At 60.2% G+C, this 25,045-nt stretch carries 22 protein-coding genes and 1 pseudogene; 10 read left to right on the top strand and 13 right to left on the bottom strand.

The window, feature by feature from the left end; genetic code table 11:
• Positions 1-6: 6 nt before the first annotated feature.
• Positions 7-1,029, bottom strand: coding sequence for a cell division protein FtsZ (gene ftsZ, locus FHT82_RS03450; RefSeq protein WP_183726328.1), 1,023 nt, complete (start codon positions 1,027-1,029; stop codon positions 7-9).
• 244 nt (positions 1,030-1,273) lie between these two features.
• On the opposite strand from ftsZ, the gene FHT82_RS03445 reads away from it, so the two are divergent.
• From FHT82_RS03445 to glpK, 9 genes are all read left to right on the top strand, one after another.
• Positions 1,274-2,047 (top strand): DeoR/GlpR family DNA-binding transcription regulator, encoded by a 774-nt coding sequence (locus tag FHT82_RS03445; RefSeq protein ID WP_183726326.1) that lies wholly within the window; start codon positions 1,274-1,276, stop codon positions 2,045-2,047.
• A 113-nt stretch (positions 2,048-2,160) separates the two neighbouring features.
• Positions 2,161-3,690, top strand: coding sequence for a glycerol-3-phosphate dehydrogenase (glpD, locus tag FHT82_RS03440; protein WP_183726325.1), 1,530 nt, complete (start codon positions 2,161-2,163; stop codon positions 3,688-3,690).
• Positions 3,691-3,732: 42 nt separating this feature from the next.
• Positions 3,733-4,809, top strand: coding sequence for an ABC transporter ATP-binding protein (locus FHT82_RS03435; protein ID WP_183726323.1), 1,077 nt, complete (start codon positions 3,733-3,735; stop codon positions 4,807-4,809).
• A 9-nt stretch (positions 4,810-4,818) separates the two neighbouring features.
• Complete coding sequence (locus FHT82_RS03430) at positions 4,819-5,889, top strand: ABC transporter ATP-binding protein (RefSeq protein ID WP_183726322.1); 1,071 nt, start codon at positions 4,819-4,821, stop codon at positions 5,887-5,889.
• A 2-nt stretch (positions 5,890-5,891) separates the two neighbouring features.
• Positions 5,892-6,758: a sugar ABC transporter permease gene (locus tag FHT82_RS03425; RefSeq protein WP_183726319.1), complete on the top strand. Its 867-nt coding sequence runs from the start codon at positions 5,892-5,894 to the stop codon at positions 6,756-6,758.
• 14 nt (positions 6,759-6,772) lie between these two features.
• A complete protein-coding gene (locus FHT82_RS03420) occupies positions 6,773-7,594 on the top strand; it encodes a carbohydrate ABC transporter permease (RefSeq protein ID WP_183726318.1) in 822 nt (273 codons plus the stop codon).
• Between the two features lie 12 nt (positions 7,595-7,606).
• Positions 7,607-7,888, top strand: a complete 282-nt coding sequence (locus FHT82_RS03415; RefSeq protein ID WP_183726316.1) for a DUF2160 domain-containing protein — start codon at positions 7,607-7,609, stop codon at positions 7,886-7,888.
• 78 nt (positions 7,889-7,966) lie between these two features.
• Positions 7,967-9,697 (top strand): ABC transporter substrate-binding protein, encoded by a 1,731-nt coding sequence (locus tag FHT82_RS03410; RefSeq protein ID WP_183726315.1) that lies wholly within the window; start codon positions 7,967-7,969, stop codon positions 9,695-9,697.
• A 141-nt stretch (positions 9,698-9,838) separates the two neighbouring features.
• Positions 9,839-11,335: a glycerol kinase GlpK gene (glpK, locus tag FHT82_RS03405; protein WP_183726313.1), complete on the top strand. Its 1,497-nt coding sequence runs from the start codon at positions 9,839-9,841 to the stop codon at positions 11,333-11,335.
• A 72-nt stretch (positions 11,336-11,407) separates the two neighbouring features.
• Here glpK and ugpC read toward each other — a convergent pair whose 3' ends face one another.
• From ugpC to FHT82_RS03350, 11 genes are all read right to left on the bottom strand, one after another.
• Positions 11,408-12,478, bottom strand: a complete 1,071-nt coding sequence (gene ugpC, locus FHT82_RS03400) for a sn-glycerol-3-phosphate ABC transporter ATP-binding protein UgpC (protein ID WP_183726311.1) — start codon at positions 12,476-12,478, stop codon at positions 11,408-11,410.
• 17 nt (positions 12,479-12,495) lie between these two features.
• A complete protein-coding gene (locus FHT82_RS03395) occupies positions 12,496-14,016 on the bottom strand; it encodes a DUF5060 domain-containing protein (protein ID WP_183726309.1) in 1,521 nt (506 codons plus the stop codon).
• Between the two features lie 31 nt (positions 14,017-14,047).
• Complete coding sequence (locus FHT82_RS03390; RefSeq protein WP_183727259.1) at positions 14,048-14,890, bottom strand: carbohydrate ABC transporter permease; 843 nt, start codon at positions 14,888-14,890, stop codon at positions 14,048-14,050.
• A gap of 38 nt (positions 14,891-14,928) precedes the next feature.
• Positions 14,929-15,828 carry a sugar ABC transporter permease gene (locus FHT82_RS03385; RefSeq protein ID WP_183726307.1) on the bottom strand — a complete coding sequence of 300 codons (900 nt, stop codon included), beginning with the start codon at positions 15,826-15,828 and terminating at the stop codon, positions 14,929-14,931.
• 96 nt (positions 15,829-15,924) lie between these two features.
• Complete coding sequence (locus FHT82_RS03380) at positions 15,925-17,178, bottom strand: extracellular solute-binding protein (protein ID WP_183726305.1); 1,254 nt, start codon at positions 17,176-17,178, stop codon at positions 15,925-15,927.
• A gap of 293 nt (positions 17,179-17,471) precedes the next feature.
• Positions 17,472-17,693 (bottom strand): hypothetical protein, encoded by a 222-nt coding sequence (locus FHT82_RS30625; protein WP_183726303.1) that lies wholly within the window; start codon positions 17,691-17,693, stop codon positions 17,472-17,474.
• 79 nt (positions 17,694-17,772) lie between these two features.
• Positions 17,773-18,888: a TRAP transporter substrate-binding protein gene (locus FHT82_RS03370; RefSeq protein ID WP_183726301.1), complete on the bottom strand. Its 1,116-nt coding sequence runs from the start codon at positions 18,886-18,888 to the stop codon at positions 17,773-17,775.
• Between the two features lie 72 nt (positions 18,889-18,960).
• Positions 18,961-20,541: a TRAP transporter large permease subunit gene (locus FHT82_RS03365; protein WP_183726300.1), complete on the bottom strand. Its 1,581-nt coding sequence runs from the start codon at positions 20,539-20,541 to the stop codon at positions 18,961-18,963.
• A gap of 16 nt (positions 20,542-20,557) precedes the next feature.
• The gene (locus tag FHT82_RS03360; RefSeq protein ID WP_183727257.1) at positions 20,558-21,106 is read right to left on the bottom strand and encodes a TRAP transporter small permease subunit; all 549 of its coding nucleotides are present in this window, start codon (positions 21,104-21,106) and stop codon (positions 20,558-20,560) included.
• A 117-nt stretch (positions 21,107-21,223) separates the two neighbouring features.
• The gene (locus FHT82_RS03355; protein WP_183726298.1) at positions 21,224-21,871 is read right to left on the bottom strand and encodes a response regulator transcription factor; all 648 of its coding nucleotides are present in this window, start codon (positions 21,869-21,871) and stop codon (positions 21,224-21,226) included.
• Complete coding sequence (locus tag FHT82_RS03350; RefSeq protein ID WP_183726296.1) at positions 21,868-23,250, bottom strand: cache domain-containing protein; 1,383 nt, start codon at positions 23,248-23,250, stop codon at positions 21,868-21,870. Before FHT82_RS03350 ends, FHT82_RS03355 begins: the two co-directional genes overlap by 4 nt.
• A 194-nt stretch (positions 23,251-23,444) precedes the next feature.
• Here FHT82_RS03350 and FHT82_RS30260 point away from each other — a divergent pair.
• Positions 23,445-23,638 (top strand): annotated as a pseudogene (locus FHT82_RS30260) (sugar ABC transporter ATP-binding protein); the annotation flags it as partial.
• Positions 23,639-23,647: 9 nt separating this feature from the next.
• Here FHT82_RS30260 and FHT82_RS03345 read toward each other — a convergent pair.
• Positions 23,648-24,850, bottom strand: coding sequence for a helix-turn-helix domain-containing protein (locus tag FHT82_RS03345; RefSeq protein WP_246698038.1), 1,203 nt, complete (start codon positions 24,848-24,850; stop codon positions 23,648-23,650).
• Positions 24,851-25,045: the final 195 nt, after the last annotated feature.

The following is a 25,045-nucleotide window of genomic DNA, read 5'->3' as shown; positions in this document are numbered from 1 at the left end:
GGCGCCTTACTGCAGCGTGCGGGTCTGCACATGTCCCGGCGCATAGTCCGGCACGGCCGCCGCCTGGCCGGCGCCGTCAAGGCCGGTTGCAACGACCGAGACGCGGAACCGGCCGTCCAGGCTGCGGTCGAAGATCGCGCCGACGACGATTTCGGCGTCGTCCTGCACTTCGTCGCGAATGCGGCTGGCGGCCTCGTCAACTTCGAACAGCGTCATGTCCGAGCCGCCGGAGATCGAGATCAGCACGCCCTTGGCGCCCTTCATCGAGATATCGTCGAGCAACGGGTTGGCGATTGCAGCTTCGGCAGCCTTCATCGCGCGGGCCTCGCCCTCAGCCTCGCCCGTACCCATCATCGCCCGGCCCATACCGCGCATGACGGATTTCACATCGGCGAAATCGAGGTTGATCAGGCCTTCCTTGACGATCAAGTCAGTGATGCAGCCCACGCCGGAATAGAGCACGCGGTCTGCCGTCATGAAGGCATCGGCGAAGGTGGTCTTGGCGTCCGCAATGCGGAAAAGATTCTGGTTCGGAATGACGATGACGGTATCGGCCGCCTGGCGCAGCGCCTCGATGCCGGCTTCGGCCATCTTCATGCGGCGATTGCCTTCAAAGGTGAAGGGCTTGGTGACGACGCCGACCGTGAGGATACCGGCCGAACGGGCCGCATGCGCAATGACGGGCGCCGCACCGGTGCCCGTACCGCCGCCCATACCGGCGGTGACGAAACACATATGCGAGCCGCTCAGGTGATCCATGATCTCGTCGAGCGATTCCTCGGCGGCGGCCTGGCCGACCTCCGGCAGGGAACCGGCGCCGAGGCCTTCCGTCACATGGGCACCGAGCTGGATGCGGCGCGATGCCTTGGAGGTTGCCAGCACCTGGGCATCCGTATTGGCGGCGATGAAGTCGACACCCGCCAGTTTCTCGGCGATCATGTTGTTGATCGCGTTTCCGCCGCCGCCACCGACGCCAATCACCGTAATCTGCGGCCGTAGTCCCGTAATGCCGCTCTTGGCGTCTGTCATCGAACTCTCCTTTTGTCCCTCGTGCGTGCTCCGCCCGTCGCGGTCCGCGAATCGCACGTCACATTAAGCATGCAACAAGGCAGAGGCGGGGCGGGCTTTGCAATATCCAAAGGGATTTCAGCACTCGATCATATTCAAATTGATCGCACGGTGAGATTGCCCTCAAGGATCGCACCAGCAGCGATTGCTTTGCCTCGAACCGAAGTTTCGCTAAAGATGAAAGCGAAACGAAGGGAGGGCGCGCATGTTTCTATCGGATCGTCAGGGGAAGATCGTCGCGCTTGCGAAAACGTCGGGCCGGGTGCTGGTCGATGATCTGGCAACGCAGTTTGCCGTGACACCGCAAACGATCCGCAAGGATCTGAACGATCTTTGCGATGCGCAGCTCCTGACGCGTATTCACGGCGGCGCAACCTTCCCGCGCGGCACGGAAAACGTCCGTTACGACGCAAGGCGCCAGATCGCCGCGAGCGAAAAACAGGCGATCGGCATTGCCGCAGCCGATCTTATTCCCAACAACAGTTCGCTCTTCATCAATATCGGCACGACGACGGAAGCCGTGGGCGAAGCGCTCTCCGATCATCACGAATTGATGGTGATCACCAATAATATCAATGTTGCCAATAGATTACGGCTAATCGACCATATTGAGGTGGTGATTGCGGGCGGTGTCGTGCGCCAGTCCGATGGCGGCATCGTCGGCGAAGCGGCCGTCGATTTCATCCGCCAGTTCAAGGTCGATTATGCCGTGATCGGCGCGTCGGCGATCGATCCGGATGGCGCGCTTCTTGATTACGATTTTCGCGAGGTGAAGGTTGCGCAAGCGATCATCGCCAATGCAAGGCATGTCATCCTGGTTGCTGACTCGACCAAGTTCGAGCGTACCGCGCCAGTGCGGATCGGCCAGATTTCGCAGGTCCATACCTTCATCACCGACCAATGCGATTCACCTTCCATCCGCAATATCTGTCAACAGAGCGGCGTCGTGCTGATCGAAGCGGCGAAAGCAAATCGCTGATTCTTGCGGCGGAAAACATTCGTTTGACATTCGAAAAATTTTCGATTTAATCATCCTTACTTTCGTAATGGTTTGGGGAATCGTTGCGCTGTCCTGGTGCAACGAGGGGGAACATGGGCCGTATCCACGATATTTTCGTCATTGGGGGCGGGATCAACGGCTGCGGCATTGCGCGCGATGCGGTGGGTCGTGGTTATACGGTCGCGCTTGCCGAGATGAACGATTTCGCCTCCGGCACCTCGTCGGGTGCGACTAAGCTCATCCATGGCGGGTTGCGTTATCTCGAACATTACGAGTTCCGCCTGGTGCGGGAATCGCTGATGGAGCGCGAGATCCTATGGGCCATGGCCCCGCACATCATCTGGCCGCTGCGCTTCGTGCTGCCCTATCACCGGGGGGGCATCCGGCCCGCCTGGATGATCCGCCTCGGCCTGTTCCTCTATGACCATCTCGGTGGCCGCAAGCTCTTGCCGCCGACGGCGGTCTTGAACATGCGTACCGATCCGGCCGCCAAGCCGCTGAAGGCGCTCTTCACCAAAGCCTTCGAATATTCCGACGGCTGGGTCGACGATGCCCGCATGGTGGTGCTCAATGCCCGCGATGCCGCCGACAAGGGGGCGCTGATCATGCCGCGCACCAAGGTGGTGTCGGCCAGGCAAGAGAAGGGTACCCAGGAAGGTGGCGTCTGGACGATCGAGACGATCAACACGGTGACGGGCACGAGCGAGCGGCATCAGGCCCGCATGCTGATCAATGCCGCCGGCCCCTGGGTCGATCATGTCATCCGCTCCGCCTTCGGCCATAACGAGGCCCACCATGTGCGCCTCGTGCAGGGCAGCCACATCATCGTCAGGAAGAAGTTCGAGGGACCGCGCGCCTATTTCTTCCAGAACCCCGACAACCGCATTATCTTCGCCATTCCCTATGAGACCGACTTCACGCTGATCGGCACCACCGACCGCGACTACACTGCCGATCCGAAGGACGTGAAGATTTCCGAGGAGGAGACGCTCTATCTCTGCAATGCGGCCTCGGAATATTTCAAGGAGCCGGTGAGACCCGACGATATCGTCTGGACCTATTCGGCGGTGCGGCCGCTCTTCGACGACGGGGCCTCCAAGGCGCAGGAAGCGACGCGCGATTATGTTTTGAAGGTCGAGGGCAAGGCAGGGGAAGCCCCGCTTCTCAATGTCTTCGGCGGCAAGCTCACCACCTACCGGCGGCTGTCGGAACATGCGCTGGAAAAGATCGGGGAAGCGATCGGCGTCAAGGGCAGGCCGTGGACGGCGGGCAGCCATCTGCCGGGCGGCGACTTTGCGGTGCAAGGCTATGAGGGCGAAGTCACGAAACTCAAGGCGCGCTATCCGTTCCTGGCCGAGCCCCATGCCCGCCGGCTGGTCCGCCGCTACGGCACCAAGGCTGCCACGCTTCTCGGCAATGCCGCAAAGATCGACGATCTCGGCAGGCTGTTCGGATCCGATCTCTACGAGGCAGAGGTGCGCTACCTCATCGAACAGGAATGGGCCAGAAACGCGCAAGACGTGCTCTGGCGGAGAACAAAGGATGGCCTGCGTCTTTCGAAGGAGCAGGCGAGATCACTGGAGGAGTACATGGCTGCCATGCCGGCACAGATGGCCGGATAAGGTGGCGTGTGGTCGCCGTTGCGAGGAGGCACGGGAATCGGAATGCTGGAGCTGCGAAACGCCGCCAAGATGGTCGGCGCGGACTATCATATCTATCCGACCGATCTGGTTCTCGAGCGGGGCACGCTGAATGTCCTGCTCGGGCCAACCCTGTCGGGCAAGACGTCGCTGATGCGGCTGATGGCGGGGCTTGACCGGCCGACCGAAGGCTCTGTGTATTTCGACGGCGCCGATGTCACCGGCATGCCGGTGCAGAAGCGCAACGTTGCCATGGTCTACCAGCAGTTCATCAACTATCCGGCATTGACCGTCTATGAGAACATCGCCTCGCCGATGCGCATTTCCGGCAAGGATGGCGCCACGGTCGACCGCGACGTGCGCAAGGCGGCCGAACTCCTGAAACTGACGCCTTATCTCGATCGCACGCCGCTCAATCTCTCCGGCGGCCAGCAGCAGCGCACTGCCCTTGCACGCGCCCTCGTCAAGAATGCCAGCCTCGTGCTGATGGATGAGCCGCTTGCCAATCTCGACTACAAGCTGCGCGAGGAATTGCGTGAGGAACTGCCGAAGATCTTTGCCCAGTCGGGTGCGATCTTCGTTTATGCCACGACCGAGCCTTCCGAGGCGCTGCTGCTCGGTGGCAATACGGCAACGCTGAACGCTGGCCGGGTCACGCAGTTCGGGCCTACGATCGAGGTCTATCGCCGGCCTGTCGATCTTGCCACCGCCGGCATTTTTGCCGATCCGCCGCTGAACGCCATCGAGGTCACCAAATCAGGTCATGTCTTTGTGCGCCCAGGCGGGGGCTCGCTTCCGGTTCCGGCCCATCTTTCCACCGTGCCGGACGGGCCTGTCACCATCGCCTTTCATCCGCACCATCTTGGCCTTACGCCGCAGACCGGCGATGCGGCCCGCCTGCAGGCGCGCACGCTGGTCTCCGAAATCACCGGTTCGGAGAGCTTCGTTCATCTGGACTATGACGGCGTGCGCTGGGTGATGCTGGCGCATGGCATTCATGACATCGATCCGGATATGGACATCGAGGCCTTTCTCGACATGCGCCACCTGATGGCCTTCGGCACCGACGGGCGCGCCATCGCCACGGTCGCAAAGGTTTAGGAGAGCACAATGGCACGTATCACGCTCGACCATATCCGCCACGCCTACGGTCCCAACCCGAAGACGGAAAAAGATTATTCGCTGAAGGAAGTCGACCACGAGTGGAACGATGGCGGCGCCTATGCGCTTCTCGGTCCCTCCGGCTGCGGCAAGACCACGCTGCTCAATATCATCTCGGGCCTGCTGCAGCCGTCGCACGGCCGCATCCTGTTCGACGGCAAGGATGTCACCGACCTTTCGACCCAGAGCCGCAACATCGCGCAGGTCTTCCAGTTTCCGGTCATCTACGACACGATGACGGTTTACGACAATCTTGCCTTTCCGCTGCGCAACCGCGGCGTGGCCGAGGCGGATGTCGACCGGCGCGTGCGCGACATTCTCGAGATGATCGATCTCGCCGGCTGGGCGCGACGCAAGGCGCAGGGGCTGACGGCCGACCAGAAGCAGAAGATCTCGCTTGGGCGCGGTCTGGTGCGCAACGACGTCAACGCCATCCTGTTCGACGAGCCGCTGACCGTCATCGATCCGCATATGAAATGGGTGCTGCGCTCGCAGCTGAAACGGCTGCACAAGCAGTTCGGCTTCACCATGGTCTATGTCACCCATGACCAGACCGAGGCACTGACCTTCGCCGAGAAGGTTGTCGTCATGTATGACGGCCAGATCGTCCAGATCGGTACGCCGGCCGAACTCTTCGAGCGGCCAAGCCACACCTTCGTCGGCTATTTCATCGGCTCGCCCGGCATGAACGTAATGCCGGCAAAGATCGACGGCAACACCGTCAGGGTAGGAGACCAGACGCTGACGCTGAACTACGCGCCGAAAACCGAGCGCGCCGCGAAGACCGAGCTTGGCATCCGCCCGGAATTCATCCGTCTTGGACGGGAAGGCATGCCGGTCTCCGTCAGCAAGGTCGAGGATATCGGCCGGCAGAAGATCGTGCGCGCCCGCTTCGCTGGCCAACCGATTGCGATCGTCTTGCCCGAGGATTCTGAAATTCCCGATGACGCCCGAGTCAGCTTTGATCCCGCGGCCATCAGCATTTACGCCGACAGCTGGCGCGTCGGCAGGGAGGCCTGACCATGCAGAAGACGTGGAACAACAAAGCCTGGTTTCTGGTCCTGCCGGTGCTGCTGCTCGTGGCGTTTTCGGCCGTCATCCCGCTGATGACAGTCGTCAACTATTCGGTACAGGATACGTTCGGCAACAACGAGTTCTTCTGGGCCGGCACCGACTGGTTCGTCCAGACCCTGCATTCCGACCGGTTCTGGGACGCATTGCAGCGCAACCTGCTCTTCTCCTTCATCATTCTGGCGCTGCAGATTCCGCTCGGCATCTTCATCGCGCTCAACATGCCGAAATCCGGGCCGGGCGTTCCTGTCTGCCTCGTCTTGATGGCGTTGCCGCTGCTCATTCCGTGGAACGTCGTCGGCACGATCTGGCAGGTCTTCGGCCGTGTCGATATCGGCCTGCTCGGCCACACGCTGGAAGCGATCGGCCTCGACTACAACTATGTCCGCGATCCGGTCGATGCCTGGGTGACCGTCATCATCATGGACGTCTGGCACTGGACGAGCCTCGTCGTGCTGCTCTGCTATGCCGGCCTCGTTTCGATCCCGGATGCCTATTATCAGGCCGCCAAGATCGACGGCGCTTCGCGCTGGTCCGTCTTCCGCTACATCCAGTTGCCGAAGATGAAGCGTGTGCTTTTGATCGCCGTGCTGTTGCGCTTCATGGACAGTTTCATGATCTATACCGAACCCTTCGTCGTCACCGGCGGCGGCCCCGGCAACTCGACGACCTTCCTCTCCATCGATCTGGTGAAGATGGCGGTCGGCCAGTTCGATCTCGGTCCGGCGGCAGCCATGTCGATCATCTACTTCCTCATCATCCTGCTGCTCTCTTGGGTGTTCTACACCGTGATGACCAGCGGCGACGCGAACGGCTGAAGGAGGGCGCAGACATGACCAGCAAATACAAACCTGCAGGCAGCCTTTCCTGGCTCGTCCCGACAATCTACATCGTCTTCCTGATCCTGCCGATCTACTGGCTCGTCAATATGAGCTTCAAGGAGAATGCCGAGATCACCGGCGCCTTCTCGCTGTGGCCGACAAACCCGACGCTGCGCAACTATGCGGTCATCTTCACCGACCCGTCCTGGTACAATGGCTACATCAATTCCATTATCTACGTGGTGATGAACACGGTGATCTCGGTTGCCGCAGCGCTGCCGGCCGCCTATGCCTTCTCGCGTTACCGCTTCCTCGGCGACAAGCACCTGTTCTTCTGGCTCTTGACCAATCGCATGGCGCCGCCGGCGGTCTTCGCACTGCCCTTCTTCCAGCTCTATTCGGCTTTCGGCCTGATCGACACGCATATTGCCGTGGCGCTGGCGCACTGCCTCTTCAACGTGCCGCTGGCGGTCTGGATCCTCGAAGGTTTCATGTCGGGCGTGCCGAAAGAGATCGACGAGACCGCCTATATCGACGGCTATTCGTTCCCGCGCTTCTTCGTGAAGATCTTCATGCCGCTGATTGCAAGCGGCGTCGGCGTCGCTGCCTTCTTCTGCTTCATGTTCTCGTGGGTCGAGCTGCTGCTCGCCCGCACGCTGACGACGACGGCGGCAAAGCCGATCTCGGCGATCATGACGCGCACGGTGTCGGCGGCCGGCATGGACTGGGGTGTGCTGGCGGCGGCCGGCGTGCTGACCATCATTCCGGGCGCCCTCGTCATCTATTTCGTTCGCAACTACATCGCCAAGGGCTTTGCCCTGGGCCGCGTCTGAGGAGGACCGGACATGAGCTTTTCCTGGATGGCCTGGACGCTACCGACGGCGCTCTTCTTCCTGACGATCCTTATGCTGCTGATCGGCATGAGCGTCTGGGAATATTTTTCGCCGGGCGGCACGCCGCGCGTTGGCTTGCTTCGTTTCGAGACGACGCGCGGCGACCGGCTGTTCATTTCGCTGCTTGGCGCAGCATTCATTCATCTTGCATGGCTGGGTCTCATCGGACCCAACCTGTGGTGGGCTCTTGGCATTTCCGTGATCTACGCCATCGGCGTGTTCCGTTACGTGTGATTCCAAGGTGATACGGAGGCCGGGGGTACTGGCCGCCTGAGACGTGAGAACTGCAATCGCAAACCCTGGGAGGATATTATGCGACGGCATCTACTAACGACAACAGCAGGCATTTTGCTGGCTATGGCAGGCTCCGCTTATGCCGGCATGGATGAGGCGAAAGCCTTCCTAGACAAGGAGATCGGCGACGTTTCGACGCTTGCGCGCGCCGACCAGGAAAAGGAAATGCAATGGTTCGTCGATGCTGCGAAGCCCTTCGCCGGCATGGACATCAAGGTGGTTTCGGAAACGATTACCACACATGAATATGAATCGAAGGTGCTGGCCCCGGCCTTCACCGCGATTACCGGCATCAAGATCACTCACGACCTGATCGGCGAGGGTGACGTCGTTGAAAAGCTGCAGACGCAGATGCAGTCGGGCGAAAATATCTATGACGCCTATATCAACGACTCGGACCTGATCGGCACCCATTGGCGCTATCAGCAGGCCCGCAGCCTGACCGACTGGATGGCCAACGAAGGCAAGGATGTCACCAATCCTGGCCTCGACATCGACGACTTCATCGGCAAGTCCTTCACCACGGCGCCGGACGGCAAGCTCTATCAGCTGCCCGACCAGCAGTTCGCAAACCTTTACTGGTTCCGCTACGACTGGTTCAACGACGAGAAGAACAAGGCGGACTTCAAGGCGAAGTACGGCTACGATCTCGGCGTGCCGGTCAACTGGTCGGCCTATGAGGACATCGCCGAGTTCTTCACCGGTCGCGACGTCGACGGCAAGAAGGTCTATGGCCACATGGACTACGGCAAGAAGGACCCGTCGCTGGGCTGGCGCTTCACCGACGCCTGGCTCTCCATGGCCGGCAATGGCGACAGGGGCATCCCGAACGGCAAGCCGGTCGACGAATGGGGCATCAAGGTCGATGAAAACTCGCGGCCCGTCGGCTCCTGCGTCGCGCGTGGCGGCGATACCAACGGCCCCGCAGCGGTCTATTCCATCCAGAAATATCTGGACTGGATGAAGGCCTATGCACCGGCCGCCGCTCAAGGCATGACCTTCTCCGAATCCGGCCCGGTCCCCTCGCAGGGCGAAATCGCCCAGCAGATGTTCACCTACACGGCCTTCACCGCCGACTTCGTCAAGGAAGGCCTGCCGGTCGTCAATGCGGACGGCACGCCGAAATGGCGTTTCGCACCGAGCCCGCATGGCGTCTACTGGAAGGACGGCATGAAGCTCGGCTATCAGGATGCCGGTTCCTGGACGCTGATGAAGTCCACGCCTGACGATCGTGCCAAGGCGGCCTGGCTCTATGCCCAGTTCGTCACGTCAAAGACTGTCGACGTGAAGAAGAGCCACATGGGCCTGACCTTCATCCGCCAGTCGACGCTGGACCACAAGTCTTTCACCGATCGTGCGCCGAAGCTCGGCGGCCTGATCGAGTTCTACCGTTCGCCGGCCCGCCTGCAGTGGTCGCCGACCGGTACGAACGTTCCCGACTATCCGAAGCTCGCGCAGCTCTGGTGGCAGGCGATCGGTGACGCTTCGTCGGGTGCAAAGACCGCGCAGGGAGCAATGGACTCGCTTTGCTCCGAGCAGGAAAAGGTGCTGCAGCGCCTCGAACGCGCCAAGGTCCAGGGCGACATCGGTCCGAAACTCGCCGAGGAACATGATCTCGCTTACTGGAACGCGGATGCGGTGAAGAAGGGCAACCTCGCTCCGCAGCTGAAGATCGAGAACGAGAAGGAAAAGCCCGTCACCGTCAACTATGACGAGCTCGTCAAGAGCTGGGCTGAAGCCAAGAAATAGGCTGTTTGACCGGGTCTAGGCCCGGCTGCCATCAGACCTTCCCGGCACGCTGCCGGGAAGGTCGACACCACTTCCAAATACAAAACGAGGACAAGCCGTCGTCCCGACGGAACGACGGCTGCTGCGCAGGAAAGAGATGCCATGAGTGGCCATATCCTTGCCATCGACCAGGGCACGACATCGTCGCGGGCAATTCTCTTCGACCCCCAGATGCGGATCGCATCGTCGGCCCAGACGGAGATCACCCAGTATTTCCCGCAGACCGGCTGGGTGGAGCATGATGCGGCCGAAATCTGGGACACGGTGCTTTCGACCGCGCGCGATGCGCTGGCAAGGAGCGGCGTGGCGCCCGGTGCAATTGCCGCTGTTGGTATCACCAACCAGCGCGAAACTGCCGTCGTCTGGGAAAGAGCCACCGGCCGGCCGCTCTACAAGGCGATCGTCTGGCAGGACCGGCGCACGGCGGAAATGTGCGACCGGCTGAAAGTCGATGGCTACGAAAAGCTTTTTACCGCCAAGACCGGCCTGCTCCTCGATCCCTATTTTTCCGGCACGAAGCTGCGCTGGCTGCTCGACAACGTCGAAGGGCTGCGCACCCGGGCGGAGGCCGGCGAGGTCTGTTTCGGCACCATCGACAGCTGGATCATCTACAAGCTGACCGGTGGGCAGGCGCATGTCACCGATGCGACCAACGCCTCGCGAACCCTGCTCTATAATATCGCCGAGAACTGCTGGGACGACGAGCTTCTCGAGATCCTGCGCATCCCGCGTAGCCTGCTGCCTGAGGTCAAGGACAGTGCCGCCACTTTCGGTTTGGTCGATCCCGACATCCTCGGCGCGGCCATTCCCATCCTTGGTGTTGCCGGCGATCAGCAGGCGGCAACGATCGGCAATGCCTGTTTCGAGCCGGGCATGATGAAATCGACCTACGGCACCGGTTGTTTCGCGCTCTTGAACACCGGGGATGATATGGTGCGGTCGAAGAACCGGCTTTTGACCACCATTGCCTATCGCCTGAACGGCAAGACGACCTATGCGCTGGAGGGGTCGATCTTCATCGCGGGGGCGGCGGTGCAATGGCTGCGCGACGGCCTCGGCATCATCGAAAAGGCGTCGGAAACCGGGGCATTGGCTGACAAAGCCGATCCACAGCAACGGGTCTATGTCGTGCCCGCCTTTACCGGCCTCGGCGCTCCCTATTGGGATCCGGAGGCACGCGGCGCGATCTTCGGCCTGACGCGCAACAGCGGCCCGGCGGAACTGGCGCGCGCCGTACTGGAATCGGTTGCCTACCAGACGCTCGACCTTCTGGTGGCGATGCGGAGCGATTGGGGCGACCATCCGATCGAAACCGTCCTGCGCGTCGATGGCGGCATGTCGGCTTCCGAATGGACCATGCAGCATCTCGCCAACATTCTCTCCAGCCCTGTCGATCGGGCCGCGACGCTGGAGACGACGGCGCTCGGTGCGGCCTGGCTTGCAGGATCGCAGGCGGGTGTCTGGCCGGGTCAAAGCGAGTTTGCCCGCGCCTGGGCGCGTGACCGCAGCTTTCAGCCTGACATGACGGAGGTCGACCGGCAGGCGAGAATTGTCGGATGGCGCAATGCGATTGCGCGAACACTCAGTACGGTGACCTGACCGGGGCGGACCACCACCGTGAAAAGAGCCGGGCGGTGTCAGGCCGCCCGGCCTATCTGTTTATGTAGTCGCTCAGGCGTCGAGCCTGCTCTGCGTCTGTCGGTCGAAGAAATGCACCTTGGGAGTCGCAAAGGACAGCTTGACGCGTTGCTCCGGAACAAGGTTCACGCGCTCGCGCACGACCCAGGTGAGTTCCTTGCCCTCGACCTCGACGGCGACATGGGTTTCCGAACCGGTCGGCTCGATGACCTTCACGATCGCTTCGATGCCCTCATCGCCACCAAGCGAAATATCCTCGGGACGGATGCCGAGCGTCAGCGGCTTGCCAGCGGAATTTTCTGGCGCTTGCGAGAGTTTGATACGGGCGCCGCCGGGAAGTGCGAGACTCGGGCTGCCGTCAGTCTCGACCGTGCCCTCCAGGAAATTCATCGCCGGCGAGCCGAGGAAGCCCGCGACGAAGATATTGCGCGGCCGGTCGTAGAGTTCGAGCGGGCTGCCGATCTGCTCGACCCGGCCGCCCTGCAGCACGACGATCTTGTCGGCCATGGTCATGGCTTCGATCTGGTCGTGCGTGACATAGACGATCGTCGTCTTCAGGCGTTGATGCAGCGCCTTGATCTCCGCTCGCATCTTGACGCGGAGTTTGGCGTCGAGGTTCGACAGCGGCTCGTCGAAGAGGAAGACCTTCGGATCGCGGACGATGGCGCGGCCCATCGCGACGCGCTGGCGCTGGCCGCCCGAAAGCTGCGCCGGCTTGCGCTCCAGCAGCGGCTGCAGGCCGAGGATGGCGGCAGCTTCGGAGACTTTCCTGTCGATCTCCGGCCGCCTGGCGCCGGCCAGTTCCAGCGCAAAGCCCATGTTCTGGGCGACCGTCATCTGCGGATAAAGCGCGTAGTTCTGAAAGACCATGGCGATATCACGATCCTTCGGCTGCAGATTGTTGACGACGCGCCCGTCGATGCTGATCTTGCCGGCGCTGATTTCCTCGAGGCCGGCAATCATACGCAACAGCGTGGACTTGCCGCAGCCCGACGGTCCGACAAGGATGACGAACTCGCCATCGGCGATCTCGACATCGATACCGTGGATGATGTCGACCGAACCGAAGGATTTCTTGACTTTATTGATGCTCAACCCGGACATGGGGACTCCTTCTATCCTTAGCGCTTTCTGCGCACGCGCAGCGCTTGATGCGGCTTGCGGGGAAGCTTGACGCCGAAGGCCGCGTCCGGCTTGCCGCCGCGCACGATCGCGCCATGACGGGTGGGATGCGGAACAGGGGCTGCAATCTTTTCGGCCGGCGTGATCGTCATCTCCCAGGTGTCGATGATATCGACGTCGTAATCGGTGCCGTCGAGCGGCAGGCCTGATGACCAGATGACCGGCTGATGTTCGCCGAGATAGATCAGCCGGAAATCGCCGTCGCCGTCTCGCGCGCCCGAGACGCGCGACCAAGGCCATTCGCCGATTACGCCGAGCGGCTCCAGCCCGTACTTGACGTCGGCCTCGAGCAGGTCGCGCAGGAAGCCGATGCGCTTCCAGGCCTCGCCGCGCAACTCACCGCCCTTCGCCCACCAGATCAGATCGTCAGGATGCGAATAGGTCTCGCCGTGGCCGGCATACCCGCCGCGCGCCATGGTGATCCAATAGCGGTGCACGAGCTCCTGTGCGGAGAGATTGCCCCAGGACTGCACGATGTCGCCTTCATATTCCGGCTCGTCGTTGACGACCGGCTTGCCGTAGGCGTTGCGCCATTCCTGCGTGCGCTTGACGTCGGGGTTCTGGATGCAGGTATGCGTCACCCAGGGCTTGCGATGGTCGAAATTCGCCGTTACGTCGCCATTATGGATCGAGCGCAGGTGCTGGTAGGGATCGTTTTCCTCCAGGATGTGGAAGTAGCGGTCCCATTGTTCCATCGGCTTTGTATCGATCAGGAAGTCATATTCGTTGGCGAGCGACCACCAGACGTTCCGGTAGGCGGAAAGCCGTGCTGCAAGATAGGCGACATAACGGAAATCCTGCTCGGCCGACATGTCGGCATAGCCCCAGCGGTCATAGGGGTGGAAAATGATGATGTCGGCCTCGATGCCAAGCGCGCAAAGGGCTGCCACCTGCCGGTCGAAATGCTGAAAGAGGGCAGGGTTCGGACGATCGAAATCGAGCCTGCCGTCGGCGCCCGTTTCGAAGCAGGCATGCAGCGGCTCATTGGTATTATAGGGATAGTCCTTCGGGAAGACGCCCATGCGGATCTTGTTGAACCGCGTCTTCTTCAGCGTCTCCAGCGTCTGCTTCTGCATCTCCAGCGGCTGATGCGTCCAAGCGTAACATGTCGTGCCGAAGGAGAAGAAGGGCGTGCCGTCGGCATAGCCGAAATGGAACTTGTTGCGCACGCGCACCGGACCGTGATTGCCGGCGGAAGGCGCGGTTGCCACAAACGAGCCCGTCTTGCCGTCGAGGGCCGCCGTCTTCGAGCGTGTCCTGAAGGACCATTGACCCTCCGTGTCGGGCATGAAGCGGATGCGATAGGTGCCGTTGCCGTCATAAAAGCCCGGCACGCGGACCTCGCGGCTCTTATGCGTGAACACGGCATCGAATGCCACGTCGAGATAGGGATTGCCTTCGGACGGGCCGGCGAAACCCGCTTCGAACACGCCCCATTTTTCGACTGCTGCATCGGACATATGTCTCTCCTCGAAGAACAAGATTTCGGTATCAGCCCTTGACGGCTCCGGAGGTCAGTCCGGACACGAAGTAGCGCTGGAACATGAGATAGACGATCGTCGCCGGCAGGACCGTCATGACGATCGCGGCGTTGAGCTGGCCGTAATTGCTGGAAAACTGCCCCTGGAACGACATGAGGCCGAGCGGCAGGGTCCACATATGCTGGTCCTGCAGAAGGACGAGCGCCATGGCGAATTCGTTCCAGGTGGAGACGAAGTCGAGGATCAGCAAAGCGGCGAGAACCGGCAGGCAGACGGGCAGGAAGATCCGCCGGAAGATGGTGAAATGCGTCGCGCCATCGATGAGGGCCGCCTCCGACAGCTCCTTCGGAATGCCCTTGAAGAAGCCATGCAGGATGAAGACCTGATAGGGAACGCCGAAGGCGATATAGGGCAGGATGACGCCCGGATAGGTGTCGATCAGCCCGAAGGAATTCACCAGCGTGAAGAGCGGTGCGAGCATCACCTGGAAGGGGATCATCGTGCCGAAGACCACGAGCAGCAGCAGCGCCTTGCTGATTCTCAGCTTGATCTTGGCAAGCGCGTAAGCCGCCATTGCCGACAGCGCGAGGCCGAGCGGCACCTTGATCACGGTGATGATCACGCTGTTGAAGAAGGAGCTGGCGAAATTGCCGCGGCTCCAGGCGTCTGCATAGTTCTGGAAGGCGAGGTCCGTCGGCGGCATGAAGGCGCCAGTGCTGGTGACTGCAGCCGGTGTCTTCAGCGAGGTAAAGACGATGAAGACGAAGGGTGCCACCCAGATCAGCGCGACAAGGATGAGGGCGATCCACAAGCCGATGAGGATGGGATCGCGCTTCAGGCGAAGGGGCTTCATATCGATGTCGAGATCATCGGCTGCGGCTCCGAGAGCTGTCACGATTCGACCTCCTCATGCTTTTGCGTCCAGCGCAGGTAGGGAATAACGATCGCCATGGTAATCAGGAGCAGGACGACGGAGATCGCCGCACCGCGGCCGAAATCGAAGATCTGCATCGCCTGGGTGAAGGCCCAGAGCGCCAGCATCTGCGTCGACTGCGCGGGTCCGCCGCCGGTCAGACCGTAGACGATATCGAAGGCTTTCAGCGACGAGATGATCGAAAGCACCAGCACGATAGTGATCGTCGGGCGCAGCGCCGGCAGGGTGACATGCTTGAACACGGCCCAACGGCCGGCGCCGTCGATGCGGGCGGCCTCGACCAGCGTCTGCGAGACGTTCTGGAGGCCTGCCAGGAAGAGCACCATCGAGAAGCCGACAGTCTGCCAGAGATAGGCGATGAAGACGGAATAGAGCGCGATGTCCTTGTTGCCGAGCCAGTCCTTGATCCAGGTCTGCATGCCCCAGGAGGTCAGCATCTGGCTGAACAGGCCGAAGAACGGATCGTACATCCACTTCCACATCGTGGCGACGGCGATCGGCGCGATGATGACGGGCAGGTAGAAGATGGCGCGCAGGCTGTTGCGGCCAAAAATCTTCTGGTTGAGGCTGAGCGCCAAGAGCAGCCCGACCAGCGGCGGGAAGATCAGGCTCATCAACGTCCAGATCACGGTGTTCTTGAAGGCGACCCAGAAGACCGGGTCGCGCGTGAAGATTGCCGTATAATTCGCAAAGCCGACGAAGGGGCGCTGCGGGTCGAGCCCGTTCCATTTCTGGAAGCTGATGACGACCACATTCAGCATCGGGTAGAGCGCGAAGATCGCGTAGATGGCCAGAGCCGGGACGAGCAGGATGAAGGCCTGCACGCGGGGATCATGAGTTGTTTGGCGCAATGACATGCTCACCTCCGGGCAGGGCGTTGCCCCTTTCGGTCTTGCAAAGGCGGGCGCCAGCCGACCGACATGAGTGTCGATCAGCCGGCGTCTCGGGAGGAGTTAGGTTCTGCCGGCGATGAAGGCCTGCATCTGCTTGGCTGCTGCGGCCGGCTCAATGCTGCCAGAGGCGACATCGTTGATGACGCGGAAATATTCCGTCGTCACGTCAAGCGGGAAGGCCTGGTCGCCATTCATGTAGATCTTGCTGTAGGTCTTGAAGATATCCAGCCATTCGGCTTCCAGAGGCTTCTGGTTGGTGTACTGGACGTTCTTATTGACCGAGATCGAGCTGATCTGGCCGACGAGATCCTGCTGCACCTTCGTCGACAGGAAATAGTCAATGAATTTCGCAGCCATGTCCGGGTTCTTGGTCTTGGTGCTGATGTAATTGTACTCGGCAAAACCATAGAGGCGGTTGGTATTGGTCGGGAAGGGGAAGATCCCGTAATCGTCGAGGTTGGCGCCGCTGCCGGAGAGCTGGCCAACCAGCCAGTCGCCTTCCAACATCATGGCCGCGCGGCCCGCCGTGAAGAGGCTATAAGACTGCTTGTTGTCGATGCCCATGAAGGGCTGCAGCGTATAGTCCTTCGTCCACTTGGCGAATTCGGCGAAACTGTCGGTAGCGCAGGGCTCCTTCGACCAATCGAGCTTCATCAGCTTCAGCTGGTCGTGCCTTTCCGCACCGCACTTGGTTTCGAGGATCACGTCCATCAAACGCATGACGTGCCAGTTGACGGTGCCGCCGAAGGTGAAGCCCGGAATGCCGGCTGCCTTCAGTTTTTCAGCCGCCGCCAGAAGCTCCTCATAGGTCTTTGGCTCTTCGGTGATGCCGGCCTGCTGGAAGAGCTTCTTGTTGTAATAGACGGCTTCACCCTTGAAGGTGAAAGGCGTGCCGTGCTTGCCACCCGCATAGAGGTCGGCAAAGGCGGCTGCCGAGGGAAGCAGCTCGTCGTTCCATTTGTATTCGGTGTAGTACTTGTCGAGCGGCAGCGACAGGCCGGCCTTCACATATTCGCCGCCGAGGCCAAGGCCCGCCCAGCTGAAATAGATATCCGGTCCGCGGTTGGAGCCGGCAGCCACGCGCAGCGCCGTCTTGTGCTCGTCGACGGCGCGCTGGACGATTTCGATATGGGTTCCGGGGTTTGCCGCTTCAAAGTCACTGGCAACCTTCTTCAGCGCCACGTTGGCGGCATTGTTGTCGAAGTTCAGCGTCCAGAGCGTGATGTCTTCGGCTTTGGCGGGGGTAACCGCGATGGCCGCGAGCGCGATGGCGGCCATGCATGAAGACTTCAATTTTGCAGAAAGCGTCAGCATTACGTCCTCCTCTTGTAAGCTGGAGCCTTTCTTGCAGGATGCTCATTGACATGTCAACTGGTATGATGAGGTAACCATAAAAAGCAGGCGATTGGATCGATGTCAGTTCCCTTGCAAGCCCTTCGGACGGAAAGTCTGCTGCGGTCGAGCAGAAACCGTTTGTTGGAACTCGAACATGAAGGAGCTGAGGATCAAGGTACTTAAAGTACAATGGCCGTTCCGTTAGACTATGGCCATGGCGAAAGCCGGTTCGTGGAAAGCCGAGTGGTTACGGAGAAGCTTCAGTCTACCGGTCAGATCGTGCTCATCGACAACAGAGGGTACGGCGGCATAAACCGCCGCAGATCGGATGCGGCGGCGAAGAGTTCAACAACATGTACAGGATTGCAACATCGAGGAGCGCCGGAGATCGACTTCGTCGCACATGCTTCGGCAATGGGGTCCACGCCGCGAAGGCGGCCAACATAGCCGACCTTGAGGCGCAGATCGTTGCTGCCAGAGGACGGGATCGTCACATATGGGAATCCCAGCCAGATTCCCATAAGCAATGAACCGCTCGAAGGGAGAGCCGGGCGAGCCCGGCTCCACGGCAGATCATTTCTTGGCCGCCTGAGCGGCGTACATGTAGCTGTCGTAGCTATATTCAGCGACACGGAACCATTCGAAACTCTCGTCGCGAAACTTTTTCCAGCCCGGATAGATCTTTGCCCAGGCCGGATGCTTCTGGCCGTACTCGCCGTAGAGCTCGAAGGAGGCCTTGTAAGCGGCGTCCATGACGTCGCGGGGCAGGGGACGCAGCTTGACGCCCTTGCCGACGAGCGAACGGATAGCAGCCGTATTCTTGACGTCGTAGAGCGCCTGCATATTGACGTTCGCGGCCTTGCAAGCCGTGTCGAGCGCTGCCTTGTAGGTGTCTGGCAGGCCTTCGTATTGTGACTTGTTGATGAAGAAATGGATCGTCAGGCCGCCTTCCCAGTAGGCCGGGTAGTAATAGTTCTGAGCGATCTGGTAGAAGCCGAGCTTCTCGTCATCGTAAGGACCAATCCACTCGGCGGCGTCGATCGTGCCGCGCTCAAGCGCGGGGTAGATATCGCCACCCGGAAGTTGCTGCGGGACGACGCCAAGGCGCGACATGACTTCGCCGGCAACGCCTGCGATCCGCATCTTGACACCCTTGAGATCCGCGACCGACTTGATCTCTTCGCGGAACCAGCCGCCCATCTGGGCACCTGTGGCGCCGCCCGGAATGCCGACCACGCCATAGTCCGACAAGAATTCATTGTAAGCTTCGTTGCCGCCGCCATGATAGAGCCAGGCGTTCTGCTGGCGACCGTTCAGGCCGAAGGGGATGGTGGAACCGATCGCGAATGTCGGATCCTTGCCGGTGAAATAATAGCCGCAGGTATGGGCAAGCTCGACCGTATTCGACTTGACCGCATCGATCGCCTGGGCGCCGGGCACAAGTTCACCTGCCTGGAAGACCTGGATCTGGAACTTGCCCTCGGTGATCTTGTTCAGTGCATCGGCCATGACCACCGCACCGCCGTAGATCGTGTCGAGGTTGTTCGGGAAGCCTGATGTCAGGCGCCAGCGAAGCGTCGGCGTGCTCTGGGCGAATGCGGGAGCGGCAAGCGAAGCGCCTGCAACGGTGGCAGCGCCCGCCAGCGCGCCTTTCGTCAAGAAGCCTCTACGGCCCATGTCTTTCGTCATGATTGTCCTCCTCTGTAGGTTAATCCTGCCGCATGGAGTGCGGCAGCGATCTCAGTTTTTTCCCTGTGAACGTTAGGGATTAGATCCATTCTGTTCCGGAGCGCCGAAGCTTGGCGTCGGCGATCCGAAATCGGGTGCCGGCGCGTCGAAGGCCGGTGGCGGGGGCTCACTCTCTGATGGCTCGGCTCCGAAGGGAGCGGCTGGTGTGCCGAAGGGATTGGCTCCATCCTCGCCAGGCATCGGCACGTTCAACTCGATCGTCGACGGATCGACGGCTACACGGCCCGACTTGTAGTGCGTCACAAGTTGCGGGAAGGCGATGACGATGATCACCATGGCTAACTGGATGCCGAGATAAGGCAGGGCGCCCATGTAGATTTGGCCCGATGTAACCGGCTGGATCGTTTCGCCGGTCATCCGGTCCTTGTAAGCACGGGTTGGCGCGACCGACCGAAGGTAGAACAGCGAGAAGCCGAAGGGCGGGTGCATGAACGAGGTCTGCATGTTGATCGCCAGCATGACACCGAACCAGATCAGGTCGATGCCGAGGCTATCGGCGACCGGTGCCAGTAGCGGAATGATGATGAAGGCGAGCTCGAAATAGTCGAGAAAGAAGGCCAGGAAGAAGACGAGCAGGTTGGCGACAATCAGGAAGCCGACTTCGCCGCCCGGGATAGACGTCATCAGATGTTCCACCCAGACATGGCCGTTGACGCCATAGAAGGTCAAAGAGAAGACGCGGGCGCCAAGAAGAATGAAGATCACGAAGGAAGAGAGCTTCGCCGTCGCATAGAGCGCCGACTTGACCATCGCCAGATCGAGACGGCGGTTGATGGCAGCGAGTGCCAGAGCACCAACCGCACCCATCGCGCCGCCTTCCGTCGGCGTCGCAAGGCCGATGAAGATGGTGCCGAGAACGAGAAAGATCAGGACCAGCGGCGGCACGAGCGAGATGATGACGCGCTGCAGGAGCCTCCAGCCCTTGAGCGTGCGCGCAGCGGCCGGCAGCGCCGGTACACTCGGCGGGCGCAGGATCGACATCGTGATGATGTAGAGAGCGTAGGCGGCAACGAGCAGCAGGCCCGGAACGAGCGCACCCTTGTACATGTCGCCGACAGAACGGCCGAGCTGGTCGGCGAGGATGATGAGCACAAGGCTTGGCGGAATGATCTGTGCCAAGGTGCCTGAGGCCGCGATCGTGCCGGCGGCCACGCGCCGGTCATACCCGTAGCGCAGCATGATCGGCAGCGAGATCAGGCCCATCGAGATGACCGATGCCGCCACGACGCCGGTCGTCGCAGCCAGGATTGCACCGACGAAAATGACCGCGAAGGCAAGACCGCCGCGAACCGGGCCAAACAGCTGCCCGATCGTGTCGAGCAGATCCTCGGCCATGCCGCTTCGTTCCAGGATCAGTCCCATGAAGGTGAAGAACGGGATAGCCAACAGCGTCTCGTTCGACATCTGGCCGAAAATGCGATCGGGGATGGCACCGAAGAGGTTGACGGGCAAAAGCCTCATCTCGATGCCCACGAAGCCGAAGATGAACCCGACGAAGGCGAGGGCGAAGGCCACGGGATAGCCGAGCAGGAGTACGACGATCAGCGACAGGAACATGATCGGCGCGAGGTTTTCCGCGAAAAATTCAAACATGATCGGGATCCTGGCCTTAGAGGGTCTGCGCTTCGGTGTCTGCGATCGCGATGGCGTCGGGCAAGTCGCCACGAAGGATCGCAATCCGCTTGATGAGTTCGGAGACGCCCTGAAGTGCGAGCAGCCCGAAACCAAGCGGAATCATCGCCCAGACCGGCCAGAGGATGAGCCCGCCGGTGTTGTTGGATATTTCCCCGGTCGAAAACTTCTCGATCACCGTCGGCCAGGAGAGGTAGATGGTGATAAGGCAAAACGGGAACAGAAAGAGGATTGTGCCGAGGACTTCGATCCAGAGCTGGACCCGGCGGGAAAGGCGCCCATAGACCAGATCCACCTTAACATGCTCGTTGCTCATCAAAGTCCACGCGGCCGCAACCAGGAATGCGGCGGAGAACAGGTACCACTGCGCTTCCAGCCACGCGTTGGAACTCACATTGAAGAGCTTGCGTGTCGTCGCGTTGATGGCGCTGATCAGCACTGCCAGCAGCAGAAGCCAGGAAACAGCTTTCCCGAAAAAGGTATTGATCGCGTCTACCGCCCGCGATAGCGCCAAAAATCCAGCCATGATGTCCTCCCGAAGCCGCAGGCAGCGGTCGGCGAACACAGGTACGGACTGCTTTCAACCGACGCAATATGAGAGAGCGGTCAATTGAGGGCCTCTACCCAGTAGTGGGTAGAACGCTCAGCCCGCCGATGTCAGACCATGCTCGATCGCGATGCGCGTCAGGTCGGCTGTGGTTGAAACCCCTAGTTTGCGCTTGATGGTCTTGCGATGCGTTTCGATGGTCGCGACCGACAGATTGAGCAGTCCGGCTATGTCCCGGTTGCTGCGCCCCATGGCAAGATGCGTCAGGATTTCGCGCTCGCGTGCAGTGATCGGCAACGGATCGTTGTCCTGCTTCCGCCTTTGCTGGAGAAGCACCTCCGAAACCCCGGTAGAAAAATAGGTGCCGCCGGCGGCTACTGTTTCGATCGCTCGGACAATCTCTTCATTGGGGACGTCTTTGAGGATATAGCCCGAGGCGCCTTTGAGGACCGATGCGGATATATATTCGCGGCTGTCATGCATCGACAGCATGAGGACCTTGGTCGACGGGGCAGCGCCCTTGAAGAGCTCTATTGCATCGATGCCGCTGATCTGCGGCATGTTGATGTCCAGCAGGACGATGTCCGGGGATTGTCGCGTTGATATGTCCAGGCCGGCTTGAACAGCTTCGGCGGTGCCGACGACTTTTATGTGCTCGTAGGTCTCCAGCACTGCGCGCAGCCCCTCGAGAACGAGCGGGTGATTGTCGACAAGAATGACGGAAATGTCTCCCTTTCTCTTCATGCTGCTTTCGCTGGCGTTGTCGCATTGGCCGATTTGGGAAACATGGCGGTCAGTGCCGTACCATGCTCATTGGTCTGAACGATCAAAATGCCCCGAAAATGCGCCATTCGTTCCTGCATGTTTCTAAGCCCGAGCCCACCCGAGTAGGTCTGGCTTTCATTCGCTGGTTTTCTGGCGAACCCAATCCCATTATCCGCGATCAACATGCGTACACGGGCTTTCGTACTCCAGATCCTGATTGAGACCTGAGAGGCTTCGGCATGTCGTTCAACATTTGCGAGCGCCTCCTGCGCTATCCGGTAGAGCGCCGTATTGGCTTCGGGTTTAAGCGTGTCGGGGCTTGAGGATTCCACCGATACGGTGATGCCCGTCCGCTCTTGAAAACGATTGCCAAGCGACGTCAATGCGGCGGTCAGTCCGAGATCGTCGAGAATACGTGGGCGCAATTCATGCGACAGGTCCCTGACTTCCTTGATCGCTCCATTCAATGCGTCGATCCCCCGATCGATCGCCGCAACGGCGTCGGCGGTATTTGCTCTGACCTTGCGAGAGGCGAGATCGAAGGCATAGCGGACGCCGACCAGGTTTTGCGACACGCCATCGTGCAGTTCCCGCGCGAGTCTCGCTCGTTCCTCCTCCTGCGTATCGATAATGCGTTGCGTCAGCAGTTTCTGTTTGCCATCGGCCATGCGGCGCTCATGAAGGGTAATGCCCATGCAAGTTACAAAGACAAGCAGAACCGACGGAATGGCGATCAATGTCACGACGACAAAGGTGTGCCTGATGCTCTGCTTTAGATCCGCCTTGGCGGCAGCGGTCTGGGCAAAGACATCATCGAGATAAACGCCGGTACCGATCATCCAACGCCATTTGTCGAGGCCGGCCGCAAAGGACAGCTTGTCGGCCATCGATCCGCTTGAAGGCTTCTCCCATTTATATTGGTGAAGGCCTCCGCCTTCTTTCGCCTTGGAGATCAGGTTCGCAATCACCTGGTCACCGTCAGGATCGGTGAGGTCCAGCCAGTTGCGGCCCGGCCTGAATGATTGGCGCGGATGAACGACGTTATTGCCGTCGTAGTCGTAAACGAAGAAATACCCGTCTTGCCCGTAGTCAAGGGACGTCAATATCTGCCTGACCTGTTCCTTTGCCTGCTCGTCGTCCGATCCCGCAGCGTCGTAGACATCCTTGATCGCCGACAGAGCAAGGTTTGTCAGGTTGAGAAGCTCGCTCTCTTTGGCCTTCAGCATGTTGCGTTCGAAAGCCTCGATGCTGCTCTGGGCCAGATTCGAGGACTGCCATGTCGTGAAGGCCGTGATCAGGGTGATCGCGAGCATAAGTGGAAGAACCGCAAGGGCAAGGATCTGATGGCGAAGTTGCAAGGTAATTGCCTCTCATGAAACGGCGAGACTAGCCTGCCGTTTTTATTCGAAACAAGCGTCGAATGTGAAGCCTCATCAAAGCCGAGCTGTGAAACAGCATTGACCGGCGCCTAGACGAGCGATTCCATGAAAGCTGCGTTTGATGGAACCTGAAGTGTGCTGGTGCAAAACGCGCTACTAGCGCGTGAGCGTCGAAGGTGCGGGACACTGCCATGGGGTTCCGGAGCTATGCGCTCTATCCGCATCTGACGGCGGCGGAGAATATGGGTTTTCCCTGAAGCTGCGCGGCAGGGCCGAGGAGGAGATCGGCCGCCGGGTGCAGTCTGCCGCCAAGATCCTCGCGCTAGAACCCTATCCCGATCGCCATCCGCGTCATCTCTCGGGCGGCGCCAGCGGTTCAGCCGTGCAGCCTGCGCAGCATTGTTCCAAGCCGGCTTGCGGGATCGCTTTCCTCAAGGCCCGGAGACTGTCGGCAAGGAAAATTGCTTCTTCTTCCGATCCGCACGTCCGTCGGGCTATAGCCGAATTCCCGCTTGAAGGCGCGACTGAATTCCGTGCCGTCACTGAAGCAGCGTTGCTCTGCCAAATCGAGTATGCGGCGTTGATCGCTCGGATTCGCCAAAGCTGCGTGTGCATCGAGCAGACGCCTATGTTGGATATAGTGCTTAACGCCGCCAAAAGCCTCAAACATGCGATAAAGACGCGAGCGCGAAATTCCCAATTCTCGTTCGAGCGTCTCAGGTCCCAGGGTCGGGTCGAACAGCCTCGATTGTATGATCTTTTGCGCACGGTCGAGTAGTGTTACTGCAATCGGATGACTTGCCGTCTGGACGTTGTCGGCCGATGGAGAGGCGCACGCGAGTACCATCGCTCGCGTTGCCTCGACCAAGGCGGGAAGATCGGCCTGTTGGACAAACGGGAGCTGGTTGGCGAGCCCCACCATATAGTCATGGAATAACCGCGCCATGCCGCCTTCCAATGTTGTGAATTCCGCAGCACCCAGGGTCCGGGTCACTTGGGGGCAAAAATCCCGCGGGACGAACAACATGAGTATCTCACTCGCCGTCAGACTGCCATGGAAACTGCGACCCATTGCGTGGACCTGCGTGACTCCGACAGTGCCACGGAATGTCCCTGTGGGGGTTTCCGTATACGCCTCTCCGGCACGCAAAACCGATAGGATGAAATGGTCGAGCGGCTCCCAGCGGTGGTGACGTGTTATGCTCCTGAACTGCAGGGGATCCGTCGTGACATGCGAAAACACGAAGCAGCCGAGGTCCCAGGTGAGCTGCTGGCCGAAGAACCCCCTCCTCATGTCATGCGTGGAACCGAGATCAACGATCGGGGCGAAATTCGTGCGCCACGCCTCGAACTGGCGGATCCTCGGTACGTCGCTCGTTACGAATTCAAAGGAAGAGAGATTTGACGACTGCGGCGTGTTAATCGGTCCGAGTGCGCGTTTTTCCGTCGCATTCCTTCCAGCCGCAAGTCGCGCTGAGTGAAAGGCTGTCTGCTGCGTCCCTATCTGGCAAACTGTCATGATACGCGCGCAGACCGAGCTGCGCTTTGAAAAGCGGAATTCGACATCGAAGGTCTCCAACCAAAATTTGCATTCAACTGGATGTTCGGCCGTTCTTACGACACTCACGCCGGATTTCGGGCACGCCGGATTTCGGATCGTCTATTAGCATAACCGACTATAAAGCACAATCTAGCCGGGCAGGGACAGCTTTACTATCGCCCTATAACGTATTCGGTTCCGTCGAATTTGCCTGCTGTCGCAGCGCCGGTTTCT

The sequence above is a fragment of the Rhizobium sp. BK275 genome (assembly GCF_014193555.1).
In the GTDB taxonomy this organism is placed as follows: domain Bacteria; phylum Pseudomonadota; class Alphaproteobacteria; order Rhizobiales; family Rhizobiaceae; genus Rhizobium.
This window is presented reverse-complemented; position numbering and strand designations above follow the sequence as displayed.

Coding starts and splice junctions, on each gene's coding strand:
- FHT82_RS03435 (WP_183726323.1), top strand. CDS start 3,733: ATGCTGGAGCTGCGAAACGCCGCCAAGATGGTCGGCGCGGACTATCAT.
- FHT82_RS03390 (WP_183727259.1), bottom strand. CDS start 14,890: ATGAAGCCCCTTCGCCTGAAGCGCGATCCCATCCTCATCGGCTTGTGG.
- ugpC (WP_183726311.1), bottom strand. CDS start 12,478: ATGTCCGGGTTGAGCATCAATAAAGTCAAGAAATCCTTCGGTTCGGTC.
- FHT82_RS03395 (WP_183726309.1), bottom strand. CDS start 14,016: ATGTCCGATGCAGCAGTCGAAAAATGGGGCGTGTTCGAAGCGGGTTTC.
- FHT82_RS03355 (WP_183726298.1), bottom strand. CDS start 21,871: ATGAAGAGAAAGGGAGACATTTCCGTCATTCTTGTCGACAATCACCCG.
- FHT82_RS03370 (WP_183726301.1), bottom strand. CDS start 18,888: ATGACGAAAGACATGGGCCGTAGAGGCTTCTTGACGAAAGGCGCGCTG.
- FHT82_RS03380 (WP_183726305.1), bottom strand. CDS start 17,178: ATGCTGACGCTTTCTGCAAAATTGAAGTCTTCATGCATGGCCGCCATC.
- ftsZ (WP_183726328.1), bottom strand. CDS start 1,029: ATGACAGACGCCAAGAGCGGCATTACGGGACTACGGCCGCAGATTACG.
- FHT82_RS03415 (WP_183726316.1), top strand. CDS start 7,607: ATGAGCTTTTCCTGGATGGCCTGGACGCTACCGACGGCGCTCTTCTTC.
- FHT82_RS03365 (WP_183726300.1), bottom strand. CDS start 20,541: ATGTTTGAATTTTTCGCGGAAAACCTCGCGCCGATCATGTTCCTGTCG.
- FHT82_RS03425 (WP_183726319.1), top strand. CDS start 5,892: ATGCAGAAGACGTGGAACAACAAAGCCTGGTTTCTGGTCCTGCCGGTG.
- FHT82_RS03420 (WP_183726318.1), top strand. CDS start 6,773: ATGACCAGCAAATACAAACCTGCAGGCAGCCTTTCCTGGCTCGTCCCG.
- FHT82_RS03445 (WP_183726326.1), top strand. CDS start 1,274: ATGTTTCTATCGGATCGTCAGGGGAAGATCGTCGCGCTTGCGAAAACG.
- FHT82_RS03360 (WP_183727257.1), bottom strand. CDS start 21,106: ATGGCTGGATTTTTGGCGCTATCGCGGGCGGTAGACGCGATCAATACC.
- FHT82_RS03410 (WP_183726315.1), top strand. CDS start 7,967: ATGCGACGGCATCTACTAACGACAACAGCAGGCATTTTGCTGGCTATG.
- glpD (WP_183726325.1), top strand. CDS start 2,161: ATGGGCCGTATCCACGATATTTTCGTCATTGGGGGCGGGATCAACGGC.
- FHT82_RS03430 (WP_183726322.1), top strand. CDS start 4,819: ATGGCACGTATCACGCTCGACCATATCCGCCACGCCTACGGTCCCAAC.
- glpK (WP_183726313.1), top strand. CDS start 9,839: ATGAGTGGCCATATCCTTGCCATCGACCAGGGCACGACATCGTCGCGG.
- FHT82_RS03385 (WP_183726307.1), bottom strand. CDS start 15,828: ATGTCATTGCGCCAAACAACTCATGATCCCCGCGTGCAGGCCTTCATC.